The sequence below is a fragment of the Flavobacterium sp. SM2513 genome (assembly GCF_050908145.1).
Taxonomy (GTDB): domain Bacteria; phylum Bacteroidota; class Bacteroidia; order Flavobacteriales; family Flavobacteriaceae; genus Flavobacterium.
Window position 1 is genome coordinate 2111423 of record NZ_CP194228.1, and the last position, 21337, is coordinate 2132759.

The 21337-nt window shown below is 33.1% G+C and carries 21 protein-coding genes; 6 read left to right on the forward strand and 15 right to left on the reverse strand.

Going from position 1 to position 21337, the window contains the following annotated elements:
* Positions 1-72: 72 nt before the first annotated feature.
* The 8 genes from ACQ5J2_RS08780 to ACQ5J2_RS08815 form a co-directional block, all read right to left on the reverse strand.
* Positions 73-1146 (reverse strand): type I restriction endonuclease, encoded by a 1074-nt coding sequence (locus ACQ5J2_RS08780; protein ID WP_432670037.1) that lies wholly within the window; start codon positions 1144-1146, stop codon positions 73-75.
* A 507-nt stretch (positions 1147-1653) separates the two neighbouring features.
* A complete protein-coding gene (locus tag ACQ5J2_RS08785) occupies positions 1654-2514 on the reverse strand; it encodes a hypothetical protein (RefSeq protein ID WP_432670038.1) in 861 nt (286 codons plus the stop codon).
* Positions 2486-2932 carry a hypothetical protein gene (locus ACQ5J2_RS08790; protein ID WP_432670039.1) on the reverse strand — a complete coding sequence of 149 codons (447 nt, stop codon included), beginning with the start codon at positions 2930-2932 and terminating at the stop codon, positions 2486-2488. The genes ACQ5J2_RS08785 and ACQ5J2_RS08790 overlap by 29 nt, the downstream gene beginning before the upstream one ends.
* A gap of 235 nt (positions 2933-3167) precedes the next feature.
* Entirely contained in the window at positions 3168-3926 is a 759-nt protein-coding gene (locus ACQ5J2_RS08795; protein WP_432670040.1) for a YoaK family protein, read from the reverse strand.
* A 159-nt stretch (positions 3927-4085) separates the two neighbouring features.
* Positions 4086-4712, reverse strand: a complete 627-nt coding sequence (locus ACQ5J2_RS08800; RefSeq protein WP_432670041.1) for a carbonic anhydrase — start codon at positions 4710-4712, stop codon at positions 4086-4088.
* 30 nt (positions 4713-4742) lie between these two features.
* On the reverse strand, positions 4743-6161 hold the full coding sequence (locus tag ACQ5J2_RS08805; RefSeq protein WP_432670042.1) for an alkaline phosphatase: 1419 nt from the start codon (positions 6159-6161) through the stop codon (positions 4743-4745).
* Positions 6162-6274: 113 nt separating this feature from the next.
* Complete coding sequence (lysA, locus tag ACQ5J2_RS08810; protein ID WP_432670043.1) at positions 6275-7498, reverse strand: diaminopimelate decarboxylase; 1224 nt, start codon at positions 7496-7498, stop codon at positions 6275-6277.
* 145 nt (positions 7499-7643) lie between these two features.
* The gene (locus tag ACQ5J2_RS08815) at positions 7644-8090 is read right to left on the reverse strand and encodes a hypothetical protein (RefSeq protein ID WP_432670044.1); all 447 of its coding nucleotides are present in this window, start codon (positions 8088-8090) and stop codon (positions 7644-7646) included.
* Positions 8091-8334: 244 nt separating this feature from the next.
* Here ACQ5J2_RS08815 and sucC point away from each other — a divergent pair, with 244 nt between their 5' ends.
* Together sucC and ACQ5J2_RS08825 are read left to right on the forward strand one after the other, a co-directional pair.
* Positions 8335-9528 carry an ADP-forming succinate--CoA ligase subunit beta gene (gene sucC, locus ACQ5J2_RS08820; RefSeq protein ID WP_432670045.1) on the forward strand — a complete coding sequence of 398 codons (1194 nt, stop codon included), beginning with the start codon at positions 8335-8337 and terminating at the stop codon, positions 9526-9528.
* A 377-nt stretch (positions 9529-9905) separates the two neighbouring features.
* Complete coding sequence (locus tag ACQ5J2_RS08825; protein WP_432670046.1) at positions 9906-10358, forward strand: response regulator; 453 nt, start codon at positions 9906-9908, stop codon at positions 10356-10358.
* Between the two features lie 40 nt (positions 10359-10398).
* On the opposite strand, the gene ACQ5J2_RS08830 is transcribed toward ACQ5J2_RS08825, so the two are convergent.
* Positions 10399-11931, reverse strand: coding sequence for an ATP-binding protein (locus ACQ5J2_RS08830; protein ID WP_432670047.1), 1533 nt, complete (start codon positions 11929-11931; stop codon positions 10399-10401).
* Positions 11932-12223: 292 nt separating this feature from the next.
* Between ACQ5J2_RS08830 and ACQ5J2_RS08835 the strand changes: the two genes are divergently transcribed.
* Positions 12224-12655: a hypothetical protein gene (locus ACQ5J2_RS08835; protein ID WP_432670048.1), complete on the forward strand. Its 432-nt coding sequence runs from the start codon at positions 12224-12226 to the stop codon at positions 12653-12655.
* On the opposite strand, the gene ACQ5J2_RS08840 is transcribed toward ACQ5J2_RS08835, so the two are convergent.
* On the reverse strand, positions 12636-13439 hold the full coding sequence (locus ACQ5J2_RS08840) for an NYN domain-containing protein (protein ID WP_432670049.1): 804 nt from the start codon (positions 13437-13439) through the stop codon (positions 12636-12638). The genes ACQ5J2_RS08835 and ACQ5J2_RS08840 overlap by 20 nt on opposite strands.
* Positions 13440-13605: 166 nt before the next feature.
* Between ACQ5J2_RS08840 and ACQ5J2_RS08845 the strand changes: the two genes are divergently transcribed.
* Together ACQ5J2_RS08845 and ACQ5J2_RS08850 are read left to right on the forward strand one after the other, a co-directional pair.
* On the forward strand, positions 13606-14871 hold the full coding sequence (locus ACQ5J2_RS08845; protein ID WP_432670050.1) for an aminotransferase class I/II-fold pyridoxal phosphate-dependent enzyme: 1266 nt from the start codon (positions 13606-13608) through the stop codon (positions 14869-14871).
* Positions 14872-15029: 158 nt separating this feature from the next.
* Entirely contained in the window at positions 15030-15509 is a 480-nt protein-coding gene (locus tag ACQ5J2_RS08850; protein WP_432670051.1) for a hypothetical protein, read from the forward strand.
* Here ACQ5J2_RS08850 and ACQ5J2_RS08855 read toward each other — a convergent pair.
* From ACQ5J2_RS08855 to ACQ5J2_RS08875, 5 genes are all read right to left on the reverse strand, one after another.
* Positions 15502-16263 (reverse strand): NlpC/P60 family protein, encoded by a 762-nt coding sequence (locus tag ACQ5J2_RS08855; protein ID WP_432670052.1) that lies wholly within the window; start codon positions 16261-16263, stop codon positions 15502-15504. The two genes, ACQ5J2_RS08850 and ACQ5J2_RS08855, sit on opposite strands and share 8 nt — an antisense overlap.
* Positions 16264-16356: 93 nt before the next feature.
* Positions 16357-17535: an acetyl-CoA C-acyltransferase gene (locus ACQ5J2_RS08860; protein ID WP_432670053.1), complete on the reverse strand. Its 1179-nt coding sequence runs from the start codon at positions 17533-17535 to the stop codon at positions 16357-16359.
* Between the two features lie 189 nt (positions 17536-17724).
* Positions 17725-18561, reverse strand: a complete 837-nt coding sequence (locus ACQ5J2_RS08865) for an OmpA/MotB family protein (RefSeq protein WP_432670054.1) — start codon at positions 18559-18561, stop codon at positions 17725-17727.
* Positions 18562-18639: 78 nt separating this feature from the next.
* Positions 18640-19632: a glycosyltransferase gene (locus ACQ5J2_RS08870; RefSeq protein ID WP_432670055.1), complete on the reverse strand. Its 993-nt coding sequence runs from the start codon at positions 19630-19632 to the stop codon at positions 18640-18642.
* 19 nt (positions 19633-19651) lie between these two features.
* Positions 19652-20101, reverse strand: coding sequence for a type I restriction enzyme HsdR N-terminal domain-containing protein (locus ACQ5J2_RS08875; RefSeq protein WP_432670056.1), 450 nt, complete (start codon positions 20099-20101; stop codon positions 19652-19654).
* A gap of 91 nt (positions 20102-20192) precedes the next feature.
* Between ACQ5J2_RS08875 and holA the strand changes: the two genes are divergently transcribed.
* Positions 20193-21194, forward strand: a complete 1002-nt coding sequence (gene holA, locus ACQ5J2_RS08880) for a DNA polymerase III subunit delta (RefSeq protein ID WP_432670057.1) — start codon at positions 20193-20195, stop codon at positions 21192-21194.
* Positions 21195-21337: the final 143 nt, after the last annotated feature.

A 21337-nucleotide genomic window follows, 5' to 3' on the forward strand; every position in this document is an offset into this window, starting at 1 on the left:
AGTAATTAAATTAAAAGTGTATAATGTATCTTTTAATCTAATTTGTATTATTTATTAAGGTTCAAATGATTTTTATTCATACTGTCCTAAAGTCTCTAAAAGTTCTGATTTATAATTGTAAATCTCATCTAATGTATTCAACAGTCTTTTTTCACCATTGTCTTTTCCATTATTAAATAGCTCAATATATTTGTTGGCTGAATTGAAGTGTAAACGACATAAAGGCTTGCGGTTATTATCATCGAGTAATATACCAAAATAGGATTGAGTGTCTCTAAATGCAATTCTTGAAGCGACTAACTTTTCACGTAAGATAGCTTTTACAATTTGAAAACCTTCTATTTCCTCTTCTGTGGTTATAAACTTTGGATTGTCGACATTGTCATCAATTGGAGAAATGGCATCAACAGTTTTCGTTGGAACATTTTCATTTATATTTAAAGCATTTTGCAACCTAAAATTAATAGATTCGTTGATAGAATTACCAAAAGCGATTCTTGTATAATTTTTGAATGATACTAAGCGAGATGCTGTAACTGGCTTGTCAAAGAAACGATTTACTAATAATTTGACAATCTCATCTGAAGGTTCTTTGAGTTCTTTTTCGAATTCTGCTCTTATGGCAGATATATATTTCATTCCTTCTGCCGAATCTAAAATACTTTCAAGGTTGTAGCCGTTCTTAGAGAATTTTTCAAGTATTTTTAGACTTGCATCTTTTAAATTAGACAAGTCTAAAGTAAAAAATGGTTTTTCATCCATAATATTAGGCTTCTCTAAGTCGGTATAAAAATTATAAACATGTCCATTGGTCAAAACGCCAAATCTCGCCTTAGAAACATGATAGTATCGATGAAGTTGAGAGTTATGTGCATTCACATTTTCCTTCCAGTGTTTACATTCGATAATTAATATGGGTTCGTTATCTTTCTTAATTACATAATCAATCTTTTCTCCCTTTTTTGTACCAATATCACAGATAAATTCAGGGATTACTTCTGTAGGATTAAAAATATCATAACCTAGTATTTGTATAAAAGGCATCACAAAAGCATTTTTGGTTGCTTCTTCTGTGTTGATTTGCTCTTTCAGAGTGTCAACTCTGGCGTGTAATTGTTCTAGTTTTAATTTGATTTCAGCTTCCATTGGTTTTAGCTTTAAGTTTAATAACTTGTTTTTGATTAACTATAGATGTGTAAATAAATAGCCTCATTAAAGAAAAGCAATCACTATTTTACACTTTATAAAATTAAACAAATTTTTAATACATTAACAAATTTTCAAAGAAATAGTGTTATTACTCTAAAAGATAAGGCTAATTAGTAATTAGTTCTCTACAATATTCCACCTTTGTTTTGCTAAAAGCAAATTCTTCAACTCAAAGAAGGTTGTGGTGTAATGATTAAATTTTACACAGCTAATAAGAAGGTTGTTTTTGATGGTGTTTTCTTTTTGCGTTAATAACTTCACATTGTATATCGTCATAGAAAAAACAAAATACTAGAATTTAATCATCTATCACAAGGATATACAATTTTGACCAACTCAGAAATTCTTTTTAAATTTAAAATACTACATTATTTCTCATCAAATATTAAAGTATATCACTTGCTGAGGTATTGTGATTATTAAATTTCAATAATGTAGTTTTATCTATCTAGCCCCAATTTTTATTAATATTAGCGACAGACAAGCCGCTAGTAATAATAAGTATAGGAGTTTAAAATTCTTCTCTCCTACAGGTAACTGGGAAATTGATAAAATAATTAATAACGAAATAAAGCCAGTCTCAAATCTCGTTAATAATAGACCGCTTAAAAATAGTAGAAGGAGTGTGTGCTTTATCTTTTCATTTTTTAATAATAAAATGGGCACCATTGCAAACTCAGCAACGACTATAAAGATTGAAAAGTATAAGCTATATACTCCAAATTTTTTGAAAGGCGTATGTAATTGAATAGTCGTATCGGCACTTGGCGCATTCTTTAAATTTTCATTAATGAGCGAGATGTTTTTTGCAAAAGCATCAGGAATGACATTTGCAATTTGTAAAGGTTTAAAAAGGTCACCCTTCAGCGTGAGAGAAGAAATGTAATCACCACTCATAAACTCAGGTGAGATAACCTTTTGAGTAGCGCCCCAAAACATGATTAAAAGTAAGACGGATAGTCCATTAATTTGAATGATTTTTATTCGGTCTTGAGGAAAAATATAGGAGATAAATAGTATAGTGGTAAAATATAGCAATACAAAGGAGTGGTTGGCAATTACAAAGTAATAATCAAACAAATCTAAAGAAGTAAACAGTACAGTGAGACCCCAGAAAATTAGAGGAAATTTAAACCTCCAATTTGTGAAATGGGTAATCAAGAGAATCATTAGCAACGTAAACTTGACGTGCCACCAATTATTTTGTAAACTTGTTGAACAAATTAAAATAAAAATCAGTAGTAAATCTTCAATTAATTTTAGATGCTTACTATTCTCAGTTGGAGTTGATATAGCTAAATTCATTTTTTAGTTGGATTGAATAAGTAGAGGTCTTCGCGTCTAAATTAGGAAGCCATATTTGAATTTGCAAAGTGTCAGCAGGTTGTCGCGATGATTTTAATACAATATCTAAATTACGCTTAGTAGGATAATAAAAATAGTTGTTTAAAGCTCTACTCTTCTTGTTGTCGTTTTTAATTAGGTTTCTGTAGTTAACACCATTGATGTACATTAGTGAATACTCAGGATGATAGGTGGAGTACATTCCAAAAGCCCCACCCTTCCATGCTGAAAGACCTTTACTTCTATGATGAAAATGCACGCCTACTACGATAAGCATACAGACAGGAATTAAACCAAATTTGATGAAGTTATTCAAAATTGTTTTTACTTTTTGTGCCATTTGTTTAATTAGTAATTCAAATGTACAATAAATTTGCATTTTTGTTTGTTTAAAAAGAGGAACAGAAGAAATTCCATTTTAGAAAATTATCAAATCAAACGAGCTATCTGAAATAGTATGAATAGTGCAAAATGAATTGTTTTGCCTGAATTAAAATAGATAATGCATTAACTGTTTGTACTTAGATTTTTTTTTTTCATGTTAAATAACGGAGTTTTACATTGGAAGAGACAATATAGCTTTCAAATCAACGCAGCCATCGAGGTCAATAATATTACAGTTTATGTAGGGTTGAAGATTTTCTTTTGTGACGGTGACTTCTTTTTGCTTTAATAACTTTTAAATGCACATCATCATAAAACAAACTAATTACTAACACTAAAGCACCTATCATAAGGGTGTATAGTTTTAGCCCGATACTAGAATACAAGATACCTGCAATAACACCACCTGCAAAAAAGGATAAGATAATGTTCAACCTTAATTTGATGTTTTTAATTAGTAAATGTCTTTGTTCCCTGTGCTTCACAAAAAACAGTTGAGAAATATCGATACCCAAATCAGTAAAAAGTCCGGTGAGATGTGTGGTTCTAACTACGGCATTTGAAATCTTGGTGACAAACGCATTTTGTAGTCCCATGGCAAAGAGTAGTGTACAAACAATAACATTTGGATAATGCACAGCGGTTGAAAAACTTATAAGACCTATTGCAAATAAAATGAGCGCTTCAATACTTATTGGAATTGCAAATACGTTGAGTCGCTTGTTCTCTCTAAACTTCTCAATAAGAAAACCTGAGGAAAAAGAACCCAGGAGAAATGCAAAAAAGTACAGGAAATAGATGGTTCCTTTCCAAAAATCAAAGCGGTAAACATCAGTTATAAACAAGGCAAAATGTCCCGTTACATTGGTTGTTAGCTGTGTGAATGCCAAGTATCCCGTAACATTTACTAAACCAGCCACAAAAGAGAGAACCGTTGCAATACGGAGGTTGTGCTGGAGGGTTCGCTTTTTACCTTGGTGTCTGAACATGGGATTTGAAATTAATTGGTGTGTATGTAATTACTGGAGAAGGCTTAGATTGGGGGATTTGGTTATTAGAAAAGGCTGTGTTTTCCTTCAAACAATCGTAAGTTGAATGGTTAATAAAAACAAACCCCAAAAACATATTATTTTTGGGGTTTTCATTTGCTATCCTAAATCATATATTTCCATAATTTCATGCATAATTTGGTCTACGTTGAGATGCAAATCAATCAACTTTCCGCTATGAATGTCAAATACCCAACCGTGAATTTTAATGCCACGTTCTTTATAGGCTTTTTGAACATCGGCAGTTTTAATAAGGTTGATGCACTGTTCTTCCACATTAAGTTCTACCAATCGATTGTACTTTTGGTTTTCATCTTCAATAGCGTTCAGTTCTACTTTATGAGTTCGATACACGTCACGTATGTTTCGCAACCACGGATTCAAAATACCCAAGTCCTTAGCCTGCATAGCCGCTTTCACTCCACCACAAAAGTAATGACCACAAACTACCACGTGCTTTACCTTTAAGTGATTAACGGCATAGTTAATAACTGACATGCAATTAAGGTCGATATTCACCACCATATTAGCAATATTCCGATGCACGAATACTTCTCCGGGTTGCAAACCCATCAATTCTTCGGCAGAAACCCGACTGTCTGAACAACCGATGTATAGTATATCAGGATTTTGTCCTTTGGATAAGTCACTAAAGTAGTTTGGGTTTAACTCAAGTTTACTTGCAATCCAAGTTTCATTATTTTCAAAAACGTGTGCTAATTTCATAGTAGGGATTTAGATTCTCAAAGTTAAGTATTAAAACTTGTTTTCAACCTCTGCGGCTTGAAGCATCAAGTAATGCAAATCGGTGTTTTTAATGAACGGTTTTAAGTTCTGGCTTCCAGGTCCAAACATCGCTAATTCTACATAATCGGCAGAGTGGTCCATACTTATCCAGCCTACAGAATTTGATTTCTTCTGCATTTCTGCAAAAGCTTGATAGGGCAGTTTTCGGTAATTATACAATCCGCCTTCCTCTTTGTGAAGTCCGTCGTAGTAACTCAAAACGGTTTTAGCGTCCTCATCAGATAAATGACTGCCATTTGCAAAATCAACAACTTCCTTAATTTGTGAAAGGCTAGAAGTTGCATGAATATTATTTAAAAGCCACTCGTTCGTGTGGGTATATTTTTGAATGCTGTCAAAATTATCGTTGGCATTTTTACCATAAATCACTCCTGGATTGGCATTTCCGTGGTCTGTAGTTATGATTACTAGGGTGTTCTTATCTTTTTCTGCAAAATCAATTGCGACTTTTATCGCTTCATCAAAGGCAATTTGGTCGTAAAGCAACCCACCAATGTCGTTGGCATGAGCTGCCCAATCTACTTTACCCGCTTCCACTTGCAAAACGAATCCGTTGGGATGGTTTTTCATTCGGTCGATGGCTTTTTGTGCCATTTCTGCCAAGGAAGGAGTGCTGTTTTTCAATTTATCATCTGAATTTCTATCGATAGCATAAGGCAAAGCATCTTCAGAAAACACACCTAGAACGGGTTTGTCAACAGAAGCCTGCATCATTTCTGAACGCGTTTTTGCCACCTGATAGCCTTTTGCTTTAAATGCAGCATACATATCTTTCTTATCCTTCCGAGATTCGGCATCAAAGTATTTTTGACCGCCACCCATCATAATGTCAAATTGAAGGTCGAGATATTGCTCAGCGATGTCTTCTTGACTGTTTCTGCTTTTAGAATTGATGCAAAAACCGGCTGGAGTGGCATGAGTTATGGGAACTGTGGTAACACAACCTGCCATTTTACCTGACTTTTTGAATTTTTGCCAGATTGGTAAATGTTCTTGGCCATCAGGACCAACATTCAATGCACCATTTTTAACACGAAACCCGCTACCCCAAGAAGAACTTGCTGCTGCAGAATCGGTAACAATGGAACTTGCTGAAGCCGTATCCATTAAAGCTCTCGAAATACGATTGTCTTTATAGAGTTGAAGCCAGTTAGAGCCTAAGCCTGTTTTACGGTTGAGGTACAAGTCGGCCATGTTTAAAGTTCCCGTACTCATTCCGTCGCTGACAAGCAAAATGATATTCTTGGCTTTCGTGTTTTTGTCAATAAAGTCAGGAGTAATTGGAGCTGCTGTAGCTTGAAAAGGACTTATAAAGGCGGTTCCTAAAGTAAAAAGAGAACCGTTTCTGAAAAATTTTCTTCTATTCATCGTTGTATAATAAGGAATTCAAAGATACTAAAGTTCTTTTTTTCTGATGTAAAATTTAAGTTATTTAAATGATGTTGCATAAAAAAACCGACAAATTTGTCGGTTAAGAGTGGTTAAGCTTCTACTGCAATTGCGTCTTCATACATTATTTGATTGTGCAATAAATCATCCATCGTTTCTTCTTTACGAATTAAAATGGCTTGGTTGTTAATCCATAATACTTCGGCAGGTCGAAAACGAGAGTTGTAATTGGAAGCCATTGAGTAACAATAAGCACCCGCATTTTTGAAACAAAGAATATCGTTTTCATTAATTTCAGTAATACGACGGTTGGTGGCAAATGTATCTGTTTCACATATGTAACCTACAACGGAATAGAATCGTTCCTTTCCTTTTGGATTAGAAATATTCACAATTTCGTGTTGCGAACCGTATAACATAGGACGAATTAAATGATTGAAACCTGAATCTATTCCTGCAAATACGGTTGAGGTGGTTTGTTTTACTACATTGACTTTAGCTAAAAAATAACCTGCTTCACTAACAAGAAATTTTCCTGGTTCGAAGGCTAAGGTTAAATCTCGGCCATATTCTTTTGTGAAAGCGTTGAAACGTTTAGTTAGTTTTTTACCTAATTCTTCTACATTGGTTTCGATGTCGTCTTTTTTGTAAGGCACTTTGAAGCCGCTTCCGAAATCTAAAAAGTCAAGTGTTTTGAAATTTTTTGCAGCATCAAATAAGATTTCGGCAGCATACAGAAATACTTCAATGTCTAAAATATCTGAACCTGTATGCATGTGAATACCGTTAATGTGCATTCCTGTATTTTCAACGATGCGTAAAATATGAGGCATTTGGTGCACAGAAATTCCAAACTTACTATCAATATGACCCACAGAAATATTGGCGTTTCCACCCGCCATTACATGTGGATTTATCCGGATACAAACTGGAATACCAGGATATTTAAAGCCGAAATGCTCTAGAACCGATAAGTTATCGATATTGATTTGAACTCCAAGCTGAGCGGCTTCCTCTAATTCCTCAAATGAAACTCCGTTTGGCGTATAAATAATATGTTCTGGCGAAAAACCAGCGTGGAGACCTAATTTGACTTCTTGAATTGATACAGTATCTAAGTCAGCGCCTTGATTTTTAAGCAATTTTAGAATGGAAATATTTGAAAGAGCTTTTACCGCATAATTGATTCGTAAACTTTCTACCTTTGAAAATGCGTTTTTTAAGCGGCTGTATTGCGAAATTATTTTTTCGGCATCGTATACATATATCGGATTACCAAATTCTTGAGCTATTGGTAGTAAGTCTTGCGTTTGCATTTTTTTTGGGCAAAGGTAACAGTACAACCAAAACTTAGCAAGTAATCAAACCAATATTAACAAAATACAACATTAAGTTATGACTACAACTTTAAGACATTAAAAAAGGAGTATTTGTAACTTAATTTGAGCGCTAAATTATAATTTAATCAATTTCGAACGGCATCACTCTTTCAAAATGATAATTGATTCCATCATCTACGCCTTGAATAATATCCATTTGGGTGTCCGCTAACGTAAAACATAGAAACTCTTGATTGGTATCGATTGTAATTTTTTTTTCGCAAGAAGCCGTTGCTGAATTAGCTGCTACACTATATGGATAAGTTCCCGATGCAAAACCCGACTGAAGGTTTTCGTCTGTATTGTTATTAATAATAGTCACCGTATTATTGATATTGAATGTCCAAATAATCGTGCCGGAAGGAAATTCATGCGTTATTCCTGCAATTGTACCAGTCGATTTTACCAGCGTCCAATTATCGATAATTGTTTCATTTGGAATATATGCATTATTATCAACATCATCATCATCAGAACAACTAAATATTGTCATCAAAATAAGCAAGCTTATCATTTTAAACTTTTTCATAGTATAAGGTTTTATGATTTATAGTAAATAGACGAGTAAAGAGTAAGAAAGTTGCGTTTGATTTAGCATGTGTTTCTGGATTAAGATTATTTAAAATCCTAGTAATAATTATTAATACGTATTGCATAATTCTTAGTGTTTAAAACTAACAAAGCAATTGCCATTAAATAAAAGAGAAAAATCTTTCGTCCGTTAGAGTAAATTAGCTATTTTTGTGGCACTTTTAAAAGTCAAAAACTTCATTATGGATATACACGAATACCAAGGAAAAGAGATATTAGCCAGTTATGGTGTAAAAGTGCAACGTGGATATGTGGCAAACAACCCGCAAGAAGCAGTTGCTGCAGCAAAACAGTTAACTGCTGAAACAGGTACAGGTTGGCACGTAATCAAAGCTCAAGTTCACGCAGGTGGAAGAGGTAAAGGAGGCGGTGTTAAGCTTGCTAAAAATTTACAACAAGTAGAAGAGATTGCAGAACAAATAATTGGTATGCAATTGGTTACTCCTCAAACTTCTGCAGAAGGTAAAAAAGTGCATAAGATTTTAGTAGCTGAAGATGTTTACTATCCAGGTGAAAGTGAACCATCAGAATTTTATATGTCGGTTCTTTTAAATAGAGGTAAAGCGCGAAATATGATTATGTATTCTACTGAAGGTGGAATGGATATTGAAGAAGTAGCTGAAAAAACTCCAGAATTGATTTTTACCGAAGAAATTGACCCAACAGTTGGTTTACAAGCTTTTCAAGCACGAAGAATTGCCTTTAATTTAGGTCTTTCTGGAAATGCATTCAAAGAAATGGTACAGTTCGTAGACGCTTTGTATAAAGCATACGTTGGTTCTGACTCTTCAATGTTTGAAATCAACCCTGTATTAAAAACATCTGATAATAAAATTATCGCTGTTGATGCTAAAGTAAATTTAGACGACAACGCATTATACAGACACCCAAAATTAGCTGAATACAGAGATATTCGTGAAGAAAACGCTATTGAAGTTGAAGCGAAAGCGGCAGGTTTGAATTATGTGGATTTGGACGGAACTGTAGGATGTATGGTTAATGGTGCTGGACTTGCAATGGCAACTATGGATTTAATCAAGTATGCAGGTTTTGAACCGGCTAACTTCTTAGACGTAGGTGGTACTGCAGATGCAAAACGTGTAGAATTGGCTTTCAGAATTATTTTGAAAGACCCTGCTGTCAAAGCGATTTTGATTAACATTTTTGGTGGAATCGTTCGTTGTGACCGTGTAGCTCAAGGTGTTGTTGATGCTTACAAAAACATGGGAGATGCTATTAAAGTGCCAATCATCGTTCGACTTCAAGGAACAAATGCTGAAATAGCAAAAGAATTGATTGACAATTCTGGTATGCCAATTTTATCAGCAGTGCAGTTTCAAGAAGCAGCTGACCAAGTTAAGGCAGCTCTTAAATAAGATAAAGAAGTATTAGTTATAGTGTTCAAATTATTTCTAGTACGTTAGGTTATATAAAATTCCCAAGTTCACGCTTGGGAATTTTTTTTACCAAAAGCAAAGCACATGTGGGAATATTGTAACGTTTGCAGAATATTTCATAAACTCCACGTCCGCTCAAAGTTGAATATTTGCGCTGTTTAAAATGATAAAAGTAACACTGATTAAAGTTCTCATAGTGATAACTCTTAGGTGGAGTAAGCGTTAAGAAAGATTGTAGTCATGCATTTGTTAATTTAAGCTTTAAATGATGACTTTTGTTAAGTTTTTTTTTAAATTTGTTTAGTACTTGTTTTCGAATTTTATAATATCATTTACCCCAATAAAATATAATACTTATGAAAGGAAATTCAGAACCGATGTTTATTGCTTTAGCAGATGACGATGAAGACGACCGTTTCTTTTTTCAATCTGCCATTGACGAAATGGAGTTTAATTCTAAATTGACGCTTTTTAAGAGCGGAAAGGAACTTATGGACCATTTAAATCAAGACGATTTTGTAAAGCCACATATTTTATTTTTAGATTTAAATATGCCTGGCCTTTCAGGATTTGATTGTTTGAAATTAATTCGTAGCAATCCTAACTTACGTGATTTATCCGTGGCTATTTATTCCACTTCAAATTCTGAGAAAGACATTGAAGAAACATTGAGTGGTGGAGCTAATATCTACATTCATAAGCCAAATGAGTTTGAAAGATTGAAACAAATTATCAAGCATGTGTTAAAAATAAATTGGCAGTATCAAACTTCCGGTTTAAATAGAGAGTCCTTTTTCTTGAGTATTTAAAAAAAAAAATAATTTTATAAAAGAAAAGACAATAGTTGTACTATTGTCTTTTCTTTGTTTTTGACTGTGTTGCAGGTAAATAAATGTGAAATTTTGAGCCCTGACCCAATATGCTTTCCGCTTTAATTAAACCTTTGTGGTTGTTCATAATTTTCTTGCAAATAGCCAAACCAATTCCGTTTCCAGAATATTCATCTTTGTTGTGTAAACGTTGGAATGTTTCAAAAATCTTTTCTTTATAAATTGTATCAAAACCAATTCCATTGTCTTCTACCGTTATTTTGAAAATTGGAATAGAATCAGGTAATTTCAAGTCATTTTTTTCAATGTCACTTGTTTCTTCAACACTTATATGAATTAGGGGTTCAATATCACTATTACGGTATTTAATTGCATTGCTAATCAAATTATTGAATAGCTGCTTAAATTGTGACTCTAAAATCGGTACTGAAGGTAAATTATCTACAGTGATTGTCGCTTTAGTTTCAGTAATAGAATCAGCTAAATCATTCCTTACAGAAGCAATAATTTTATTGAGATTTATTTTTAAAAATTTGTTTTTATGGTAATCGCTTTGTGTAAAAGATATCAAATCATCAATTAAGTTTTGCAATCGATTAGAGGAATATAATATTTTCTCCAAATATTTTTTAGAATCTTCAGATAGATTTTGAATATCATTATTTTTTAAAAGTTGACCAAAAAAATGAATTTTTCGTAGCGGCTCTTTCAAATCATGACTCGCAATCGAAGTGAACGAATGCAGTTCAGTATTGTTATTTTGAAGTGCTAAATTTTTTTCGTTTAATTGTTCTTGTGCTAATGCTAAATCAGTTATATCTGTTGCTATCGCTAAATATTCAGTAGGAATTCCTTCTCGATTGCGTTTAAAAACACAATCACGGGAAAGAAAAATGCGCCACTCGTTGTTGATATCCTTGAATCGAAATGTTACATTTATAACCGAATCGTCTTGAGTTTGCAATAGCTTTTTTCTATGCTGATTGATTTTTATAATATCATTTTCATGAATTATGGTACTCCAGTCTAGGTTATTTTCTGTAATATCTTTATTAGTTAATGAAGTAAAAAGAGCGACATTTTTATTAATATAAGTGATGCGATTTTCAGAAAAGCTGTACGTGTATACTAAGTTTTGTGTAGTGTTTAAAACAGATTTTAGGAACTTTTTTGAGTCCGTTTCTTTACGTTCCTTAAAAATGAGTAGATAGCAATTTCCAAAAGAAGGAACAGTTATGGTGATAACTTTTACTTTAAAACTTTTAATTGTTTCCTTATCAAGTAACTCAAATTTGTAATTGGTTTTAGCAGAGGGAATTTGTGATTGAATGTTTTGTTGCAGTTGTAATTTTACCTTTTCATTAGAACCCAATTTAAATAACTCGTCCCAAGTCACGATTTCTGCATTAATGATTTTTCTCCTAAACATTGAATTACAAAAAAGAACAGATAAATCGCCGTTTACTAGAATTGCGCTGTGATTGATTTCATCAATAAATTTGAAATTCTCAGAAAATTTCTGTGCCGAATTATGGGATGGGGTTTCTTTCATTGTCTTTGATTAATACTGAATAACTTTCAATATTAAGTGCAATTTTAATTTTTTGAAGTTAGAAAGCACTACGAACAAAGTTAGATTCCTATCGGCTTAATAATCTTATATGATTTGAAGGTTTTTTTATAAAATTCTGCAAGTTTAGATAAAGATGAACAGGTTATTAATGCAGATCGTCGATGATTATAATTAGATCGACGAACTTATTTTTAAATTGTTTATTATTGTAATATATTTAGACTTATTTAAAAGAGAATAATAGAAAATCCTTAACAAAAATATTGCGAAAATGGAATTGGTAATATTTATCATAGCTGTTGTATTTGGTCTTGTAGTTTATTTTTATTCTCAAAAAGTAAAAAACTCTAAGAATTTAGAGCGTAATTACTATTACAAACGCTTCTTGCGAAATAAACTTCAGTCAGAGAAAAACATTAAACAATTAGGTAAAATTATAGAATTCGCAGACGGCGACTATTTTATAATGACAAGAAGCGGTATTATCGATCTTCAGAAATATCATTTACAACTTCAAAGCGATTATCTATCTGACTATTCTGCAGCAGTTTTAAAAAAAATTAAGAATAATAATTTAAAACGTAAGGACAGAAAAAGACACGCGAAAATGCTAATTAATCAAAGTGAAAAATTGTATAATACAGAAGTTAATATTGCTCAATTTCAGTTGAGACTGAAAGAAGTTAACTATATTTCAGTTTAACGTAAACGTGTTTGATTCCTTTTTTTTCTGATTCGCGTTCGTCAATTTGTAAAATATCGGTCATCGACTTCATCATGGGTGTAAGTTTTACAAAACCATAATTTCTCGGGTCAAATTCAGGTTTTTTCTTCACGATTGCATTACCGACGTCGCCTAAAAATGCCCATCCATCATCATCTGCAATATCATCAATTGTAGATTCAATTAATTCGATAGTAGGTTCATCAATTTTATTTAAGGGTTTTTGAGGCGCTTTTTCAACAACTTTTGAAGTAGTCTTTTCAACCGCTTTCTTTGCATCCGTATCGTTATTTTTCTTGGGTGACTTTTTCTTAATGGCTCCGTCCAAAACTTCTATAAAAATGAAACGATCACAAGCACTTATAAAAGCTTTTGGTGTTTTTTGTTCACCAATACCAATCACTTTCATACCTGATTCTCGAAGTCGAGTGGCAAGTCTTGTAAAATCGCTGTCACTTGATACAATGCAAAAACCATCTAGTTTTCCAGAATACAACAAATCCATGGCATCAATGATCAATGCAGAATCAGAGGAATTTTTTCCAGAAGTATAGCTGTATTGTTGAATAGGTGTGATAGCGTGTTCCAGCAACACATTTTTCCAGCCGTTAGCGTTTGGACGTGTCCAGTCGGCATAAATTCTTTTGGTAGTTGGAGTTCCGTATTTGGTAATCTCTTCCATCATTCCTTTTACATTGCTATAAGGAACATTATCAGCATCAATTAAAACAGCAAGCTTTAATTCGGTAGTATATTGTGGCATTCTTAATTATTTAGTGCTTTAAAGGTAAAACAATCTGCTCAAATTTTATTGAAAAGTTTAAAAAATAACGAATGTTGTATAAAGTCTTGTAAAATAAAGCGTACTGCTCCTTTATAATTATTTTTAAAATCGTACTTTTGTCGCGTTTTTTAACACAATAAAAATCATGGTAAAAGATTTATTCGAAAGAATTCAAAACAATAAAGGTCCGTTAGGGAAATGGGCTTCACAAGCGGAAGGTTATTTTGTTTTTCCAAAACTGGAAGGCGAATTAGGACCCAGAATGCAATTTCAGGGTAAAGAAGTTTTAAACTGGAGTTTGAACGACTATTTAGGTCTTGCAAATCATCCAGAAGTTCGCCAAGCAGATACAGATGCTGCAATAAAATATGGTGCTGCAGCTCCAATGGGGGCCCGAATGATGTCAGGTCATACGAAATACCACGAACAATTAGAGCAAGAATTGGCGGCGTTTGTAATGAAAGAAGCTGCTTATTTATTGAACTTCGGTTACCAAGGAATGGTTTCGATTATTGACGCTTTGGTTACTAGAAATGACGTAATCGTTTACGATGTTGATGGTCATGCTTGTATTATTGATGGTGTTCGTTTACACAGCGGAAAACGCTATACCTACAAACATAATGACCTAGAAAGCATGGAGAAAAACCTGCAACGTGCGACAAAAATGGCTGAAGAAACAGGTGGAGGAATTTTATTCATCACTGAAGGTGTTTTTGGAATGCGAGGTCAACAAGGAAAGTTGAAAGAAATTGTAGAAATGAAAAAGAAATACAATTTCCGTCTATTAGTTGATGATGCACACGGTTTTGGAACACTTGGAAAAACAGGTGCTGGAGCAGGTGAGGAACAAGGAGTTCAAGACGGAATTGATGTTTATTTTTCAACATTTGCCAAATCAATGGCGAATATTGGTGCATTTGTCGCTGCAGATCAAGAAATTATTGACTATTTAAAATATAATTTACGTTCGCAAATGTTTGCTAAGTCATTGCCAATGATTCAAACAATTGGATCTTTAAAGCGATTGGAACTTTTACGTAATCATCCTGAATTGAAAGATAAACTTTGGGAGAATGTAAATAAATTACAAGGCGGTTTAAGAAATAAAGGATTTAATATTGGTGACACAAATACATGTGTGACACCTGTTTATCTTGAAGGGAGTGTTCCCGAAGCAATGGTGATGGTAAATGATTTGAGAGAAAACTACGGAATTTTCTTGTCAATTGTGATATATCCTGTTATTCCTAAAGGTATGATTTTACTACGTGTAATTCCTACCTCGTCACATACTTTTGCAGACATTGACCAGACATTATCCGCTTTTGAAGCGATTAGAGAGAAGTTAGAAAACGGAACTTATAAATCGATTGCTGACAAAACAAAAGTAGACTTAGATATTTCTTAAATGAATTTCTAAGGAATATATAAACAACAAAACATTCTCAATGGAGGATGTTTTGTTGTTTACAATTGAAATTTCTGTATATTTATAAATAAAAAAATAGAGTTGGAATACTATTTATCATTTCTTTAAAATAATTTCCAAAAAAAAAACAATAATTTATGAAAACGCAATTAGCAGTAGCTCTTTTGTCCGTATTTGCATTCTCTTCATGCAAAAAGGAGGTTAGTGAGTCCTTAGATTTGCCTCTAGTAGAAGAAGAACTAGTAATCGATACTATCAAAACTATCTGTTATCAGGGAATTATCAAGAAAGACACGATTAATTTAAGTTTATATTTTGAAGAAAATCAAGATATAAAAGGTGAATTGGCTTACTTGTTTTTTGAAAAAGATAAAAACGACGGAACTATTGTAGGTCAGATGATTGGTGACACTTTGAAAGCCAACTATACGTTTACTTCGGAAGGGAAAGAAAGCAATAGAGAAATCGTTTTTCTGCGAAAAGGAAAAATTATGATTGAAGCTTATGGAGATGTTGAAGAAATAGAAAGCAAAACTGTATTTAAAAATCCAAAAAAATTATATTTTGATAGTGCAACTGTCTTGTCAGAAATTGATTGTCAGAAGAATGTTAAATAATTCGTTTAATTACTCGTAATTTATGCGTATGCCTATTAGTTTCAGCATTAAAAATCCCCAAGTGATCTAAACGATCAATTCTCACTTTTCCACTGGCGTGAATGATGTAATTGTCGTTCATTATAATACCAACATGAATAATTTTACCTTCTTCGTTATCAAAAAAAGCCAAATCACCGGGTTCGCTTTCCTCAATAAAACTCAACGGTTCGCCTAGAGTGGATTGTTGAGAAGCATCACGCAAAATAGAATAACCATTTAATTTATACACCATTTGTGTAAAACCGGAACAATCAATTCCAAACGGAGTCTTCCCACCCCAAAGATAAGGTGCATTTAAATATAGAAAAGCACTTGAAATTAAATTGCTTTTTGGCTTTATGCCTTGTGCTTTTAAGCCTTCAAATATATAACTTGACGTGTTAATTTCAGCAAAGTCCAAAAAAGAAAGTGTGGATCCAAGTTGAATTGGAATCAATAAATTTTCTTCAGTAGAAATGTATTCGACCAAATCATTACTTAAAACGATTGGAGCTTCAATCAATTTAAGATAGTCGTCTTCTGAAATTTTCCGAGCTTGTTTGTTGTCAATCCAACCTTCATAACTGTCGTCATGTAGTCTTATCTTTAACCAATTTTTAGTTGGTTCAGTTATTTCAAAGCATTCGCCAAAGAGTACTTGCGATACAATTTCACTTCGGTCGTTAGGTTCAAAACGGAGCGGGATGTTGGCGAGTTCACAAAGTCCGAACATGCAATTGGATTTAAAAATAAATGATGAATATTAAATAAAAATTGAAATTACTTCATTTTATCTAAAATTCATCATTTACAGAATATTATTTTTTTAGATTCTTTCGATAACAATTGCCGAAGCACCACCACCACCATTACAAATTGCAGCAGCTCCTGTTTTAGCGTTGTTTTGTTCTAAAACATTCAACAGCGTTACAATGATTCGAGCTCCTGAACATCCTAGAGGATGACCTAATGAAACCGCACCACCATTTACATTTACTCTATCGTTATCTAATCCTAAAATTTTAGAATTTGCCAATCCTACAACGGCGAAAGCTTCGTTAAATTCGAAATAATCTACGTCGCTGATTTTCATTCCTGCTTTATCCAATGCTTTTGGCAACGCTTTTGAAGGCGAAGTTGTAAACCATTTTGGTTCTTGAGCGGCATCTGCATAACTTTTGATGTATGCCATTGGTTTTAATCCCAATTCTTTCGCTTTGTCTTCACTCATCAACACTAGTGCCGCAGCTCCGTCATTAATTGTTGAAGAATTTGCAGCAGTTACAGTTCCGTCTTTAGAAAAAACTGCGTTCAAGGAAGGAATTTTATCTAATTTTACGTTCGTATATTCTTCGTCTTTGTCTACGATAATTGCATCGCCTCTTCGTTGTGGTACAGAAACAGGTACAATTTCGTTGGAGAATTTACCTTCATCCCATGCTTTTGCAGAACGTCCGTAGGATTGAATGGCGTAATTGTCCTGTTCTTCTCTTGTGAATTTATATTCACTTGCACATAAATCTGCACAAACTCCCATTGCATTATTGTCGTAAGCGTCAGATAGACCATCTTTTTGCATTCCGTCAATTAAAGTTGCGGGACCAAATTTATTTCCATTTCTCATGTGGACGTAATGGGGAATCAAACTCATGTTTTCCATTCCTCCAGCCACAACTATTTCTGCATCGCCAGCCATGATTGCTTGTGCAGCTTGCATAACGGCTTTCATTCCGGAAGCACAAACCTTATTTACAGTAGTTGCAGCAACTTCATTAGATAAACCTGCTAAAAGAGCCGCTTGTCTTGCCGGAGCTTGACCAACGCCTGCTTGAACCACGTTACCCATGATTACTTCATCCACTTTTGATGGGTCTAAATTAATTTTTTCTAAAGCACCTTTAATTGCTGCAGCACCTAATTGTGGAGCGGTAACCGTTGATAGGGAACCCATGAAACTTCCAATTGGTGTACGAACAGCCGATACTATAACTACTTTCTTATTCATCTTAAAGTCTATTTACATTTGAGTTGCGAATTTACTGAAAATACCTTAATCTAGAAACGGTTTTGATATAAATTGCCAAATGTTGACTTGTTTAACTTTAGATTATTAGACAAATCGAAATTTTTGGACAAAAAAAATGGTTTGAAGTAAACCTTCAAACCATTTTTGATATAAATAAAAACCAATTAATTATTTTGTCAATTTTTTCATTTCTTTTTCAATCATTTCGTAGAATTGATCAATTTTAGGAAGTACAACAATACGTGTTCTTCTGTTGGTCATTCTGTTTTCAGCAGAATTATTTTCAACTAAAGGAACATATTCTCCACGTCCTGCAGCAATTAATCTTTTTGGGTCAACACCATGTTCTTTCGATAAAACTCTTACAATTGACGTAGCACGTTTTACACTTAAATCCCAATTGTCAAGTAAAACACCGTTACTTGTAAATGGAACATTATCCGTATGTCCTTCTACCATGCACTCAAAAGAAGGTTTGTCGTTTACCACTTTCGCAACTTTACCTAAAATTTCTTTAGCACGATCACTTACTACATAACTACCACTTTTAAATAATAATTTGTCGGCGATTGAAATGAATACAACTCCTTTTTCAACATTGATTTCGATATCTGGATCAGAAATTCCTACCGTACGTTTCAAACTAGAAACTAGTGCTAAAGTAACACTATCTTTCTTAGTTAAAGCGTCTTGCATACGAGTGATTTTTAAATCTTTCTCTTTCATGCTTTCTAATGCTTTTTCAATGTTCTCGGCACCTTTTGTAGATAAAGTAGTCAAATTACCCATATTATTAATCAAGTCAGAATTATTCTTTTTCAAGAAATCTAATTGATTAGCAATTGCATCTTTTTCCGTCAAACACGTATTAAGTTTAACTGTTGCAGTATTCAAAAGATCTTGAATTTCTTTATTATTCCGCTCTAATTCTGCAATTTTCTTCTTCGTACCACAAGAAGTTGCAAGAAAAGCAACTAATGATAAGGTTAAAAATACTTTTTTCATAATTTTTCTTTTTTTTATTTCAGTACAAATTTAAGGTTAATAAAAGACAGTTGTCAATGGAAATTCGATAAACTATTGTTAAATTACATCTCCAAATACCTTGCCGTTTCTAACAAAGTAGGCATAAACAATCGATTTTGTTTTGAAATAGTTTTTTCTTTGAAAAGCTCCTCTTTTTTTGTAAAAAACCATAAAAAGCGAGTAGAAGGAATAATGTGCTTTTAAAATTGCTAAAAAATGCTTCGGTTTTCCCTGAAATATAAATTGTGCTCCTGCAATTCCGTCCAAAAGCATTCGGATTAAAAGTCTTGAATAGAGTTTGTTAGCTGGTAGATTTTTAGTTAGCATCAGTAACGAATTTCTGAAATTCAAAAAAGTTTTTTGTGGATTACCTTGTTCTAAAGTCGCTCCACCTACATGATAAACCACCGAATTTGGGATAAATTTTGTAACGTAATTTTTATTGAAAGCACGCCAACATAAATCTATTTCTTCTTGATGAGCAAAGAATGAATCGTCGAAACCGCCTAAATCATGAAATACTTGACTACGAATAAAAAAGCATGCACCTGAAGCCCAAAATAGTTCAATTGAATTGTCGTATTGTCCTTTATCTTCTTCTAAAGTGTCAAAAATGCGTCCACGACAAAATGGGTAGCCAAAAGCATCAATAAAACCGCCTGCTGCACCAGCATATTCAAATTTATCTTTATTTTTAAAATCTAATATTTTCGGCTGAGCAATTGCCGTTTCTTGTTCTTTTTCAAAAATTTCGATTACTGGTTGTAGCCAATTTGGCGTCACCTCAATATCTGAATTTACTAACGCGTAAATATCAGCATTCACGAATTTCAACGCTTCATTGTATCCTTTAGCAAAGCCAAAATTCCCACTATTTTGAATGATGTTCACTTCTGGAAATCGTGTTTTCAATACTGAAATTGATTCGTCGGTTGAAGCATTATCGGCAACATAAATTGTTGCATCTGTTGAATAAGCAATAATTTTAGGCATAAATTGCTCTAAAAGCGGTGCTCCATTCCAATTCAAAATAACAACGGCTAGTTTCATTCAGAGGACGATTTATAATTTAGTAATTGATTGGATTAGGCAAATCTTGTAAAAAATGATATTTCTCGTTTTCATAATCCATTTGGCAAAAGTAGTGTTCCAAACCATTAGTGACCATTAAATAATTGGCTTTTAACGCCAAATTATAACGTGCAATTTGATCAAAAGTGTTTTGGCTAATTTTAATTTCCGGTGCTTTGCATTCCACTAACAAAAAAATAGATCCATCGGGATTAAAAACGACCACATCATAGCGTTTCGTTAAACCGTTCAATTTGATAAGTTTTTCAACATTAATCCATGACTTCGGATACCGTTTACCATGAATTAAAAAATGCACTACATGTTGACGAACCCATTCCTCTGGAGTTAGAATGATAAATTTTTTCCTGATTTCATCAAAGATGGCGACTTTATTTTCGCTATTTTTGAAACGAAACTGATAAGTGGGAAATTGAAGTGGTTGCATCTCGCAAAAATAGGAATTTGTTTAGAGATTCAAATTTAAAATCACGCTAAACAACTTCCCAGCTTATCATCAGAAATTGAAAGTTATACCGATGGACGAAATTAAAGGAATTGTTAAAGATATAAACGAAAAGAAAATCAAACCCATTTATTTTTTAATGGGAGAAGAGCCGTATTACATTGATAAATTATCGGATTATATTGAAAAAAATGTTTTAACCGAAGAGGAAAAAGGATTTAATCAAACGGTTTTGTACGGTAGAGACGCTACAATAGAAGATATTATTTCTACTTGCAAACGATATCCTATGATGTCAGATTACCAGGTTGTAATTGTGAAGGAAGCTCAAGATTTAATTAAAACTATTGATCAATTAGAGTCCTATGCATTAAACCCTACTCCTACAACAATTTTAGTAGTTTGTTACAAATATAAAACGTTGGACAAACGAAAAAAATTAGTGAAAACAATTGAAAAAAACGGATTACTTTATGAAAGTAAAAAGCTGTATGACACGGCACTTCCGCAATGGTTAAAAAGAGTTTTATCTGGGAAAAATTTAAATATAGAACCAAAAGCTTCTGCGATGTTGATTGACTTTTTGGGAAATGATTTAAGCAAAATTTCCAATGAAATTGACAAGCTTGCCATTGTTTTGCCTTCAGGTTCTACAATTACTCCAGAATCAATTGAGAAAAACATTGGTTTTAGTAAAGACTTTAATGTATTTGAATTTCAGAAAGCTATTGGAACTAGAAATGTTCCAAAATCGTACGCAATTGCTTATTATTTTCACGAAAACCCGAAAGACCATAACATTATTATGGTGACAAGTTTGCTGTTTAGCTTTTTTTCAAAATTGTTACACTACCACGGTTTGAAGGATAAATCACCTAAAAATGTAATGGCGGTTCTGAAAATTGGAAATTATTTTATTGGCGATTATGAAACAGCTGCAAAAAATTATCCGATGCGAAAAGTAAGTCAAATCGTAGCTTCTTTACGAGATGTAGATGTCAAAAGTAAGGGTGTAGGTGCGACATTAAATGATAAAGAACTATATAAAACCTTACTTCAATCGATTTTTAACTAAAAATACCCATTTGTAGGGATTTTTTAATACCTATATATTAATTAACTTTACCACATAGTTTGGTTAGTTACTAGAAGGTTAAAAAGCATACTGAAAATTTTTTGGTGTGCTTTTTACATTTATATTATATTCTATTCTGTATA

Bases quoted from the DNA above. Each gene is read 5' to 3' on its own strand.
- ACQ5J2_RS08780 (WP_432670037.1), bottom strand. From the start codon at position 1,146: ATGGAAGCTGAAATCAAATTAAAACTAGAACAATTACACGCCAGAGTT.
- ACQ5J2_RS08785 (WP_432670038.1), bottom strand. From the start codon at position 2,514: ATGAATTTAGCTATATCAACTCCAACTGAGAATAGTAAGCATCTAAAA.
- ACQ5J2_RS08790 (WP_432670039.1), bottom strand. From the start codon at position 2,932: ATGCAAATTTATTGTACATTTGAATTACTAATTAAACAAATGGCACAA.
- ACQ5J2_RS08795 (WP_432670040.1), bottom strand. From the start codon at position 3,926: ATGTTCAGACACCAAGGTAAAAAGCGAACCCTCCAGCACAACCTCCGT.
- ACQ5J2_RS08800 (WP_432670041.1), bottom strand. From the start codon at position 4,712: ATGAAATTAGCACACGTTTTTGAAAATAATGAAACTTGGATTGCAAGT.
- ACQ5J2_RS08805 (WP_432670042.1), bottom strand. From the start codon at position 6,161: ATGAATAGAAGAAAATTTTTCAGAAACGGTTCTCTTTTTACTTTAGGA.
- lysA (WP_432670043.1), bottom strand. From the start codon at position 7,498: ATGCAAACGCAAGACTTACTACCAATAGCTCAAGAATTTGGTAATCCG.
- ACQ5J2_RS08815 (WP_432670044.1), bottom strand. From the start codon at position 8,090: ATGAAAAAGTTTAAAATGATAAGCTTGCTTATTTTGATGACAATATTT.
- sucC (WP_432670045.1), top strand. From the start codon at position 8,335: ATGGATATACACGAATACCAAGGAAAAGAGATATTAGCCAGTTATGGT.
- ACQ5J2_RS08825 (WP_432670046.1), top strand. From the start codon at position 9,906: ATGAAAGGAAATTCAGAACCGATGTTTATTGCTTTAGCAGATGACGAT.
- ACQ5J2_RS08830 (WP_432670047.1), bottom strand. From the start codon at position 11,931: ATGAAAGAAACCCCATCCCATAATTCGGCACAGAAATTTTCTGAGAAT.
- ACQ5J2_RS08835 (WP_432670048.1), top strand. From the start codon at position 12,224: ATGGAATTGGTAATATTTATCATAGCTGTTGTATTTGGTCTTGTAGTT.
- ACQ5J2_RS08840 (WP_432670049.1), bottom strand. From the start codon at position 13,439: ATGCCACAATATACTACCGAATTAAAGCTTGCTGTTTTAATTGATGCT.
- ACQ5J2_RS08845 (WP_432670050.1), top strand. From the start codon at position 13,606: ATGGTAAAAGATTTATTCGAAAGAATTCAAAACAATAAAGGTCCGTTA.
- ACQ5J2_RS08850 (WP_432670051.1), top strand. From the start codon at position 15,030: ATGAAAACGCAATTAGCAGTAGCTCTTTTGTCCGTATTTGCATTCTCT.
- ACQ5J2_RS08855 (WP_432670052.1), bottom strand. From the start codon at position 16,263: ATGTTCGGACTTTGTGAACTCGCCAACATCCCGCTCCGTTTTGAACCT.
- ACQ5J2_RS08860 (WP_432670053.1), bottom strand. From the start codon at position 17,535: ATGAATAAGAAAGTAGTTATAGTATCGGCTGTTCGTACACCAATTGGA.
- ACQ5J2_RS08865 (WP_432670054.1), bottom strand. From the start codon at position 18,561: ATGAAAAAAGTATTTTTAACCTTATCATTAGTTGCTTTTCTTGCAACT.
- ACQ5J2_RS08870 (WP_432670055.1), bottom strand. From the start codon at position 19,632: ATGAAACTAGCCGTTGTTATTTTGAATTGGAATGGAGCACCGCTTTTA.
- ACQ5J2_RS08875 (WP_432670056.1), bottom strand. From the start codon at position 20,101: ATGCAACCACTTCAATTTCCCACTTATCAGTTTCGTTTCAAAAATAGC.
- holA (WP_432670057.1), top strand. From the start codon at position 20,193: ATGGACGAAATTAAAGGAATTGTTAAAGATATAAACGAAAAGAAAATC.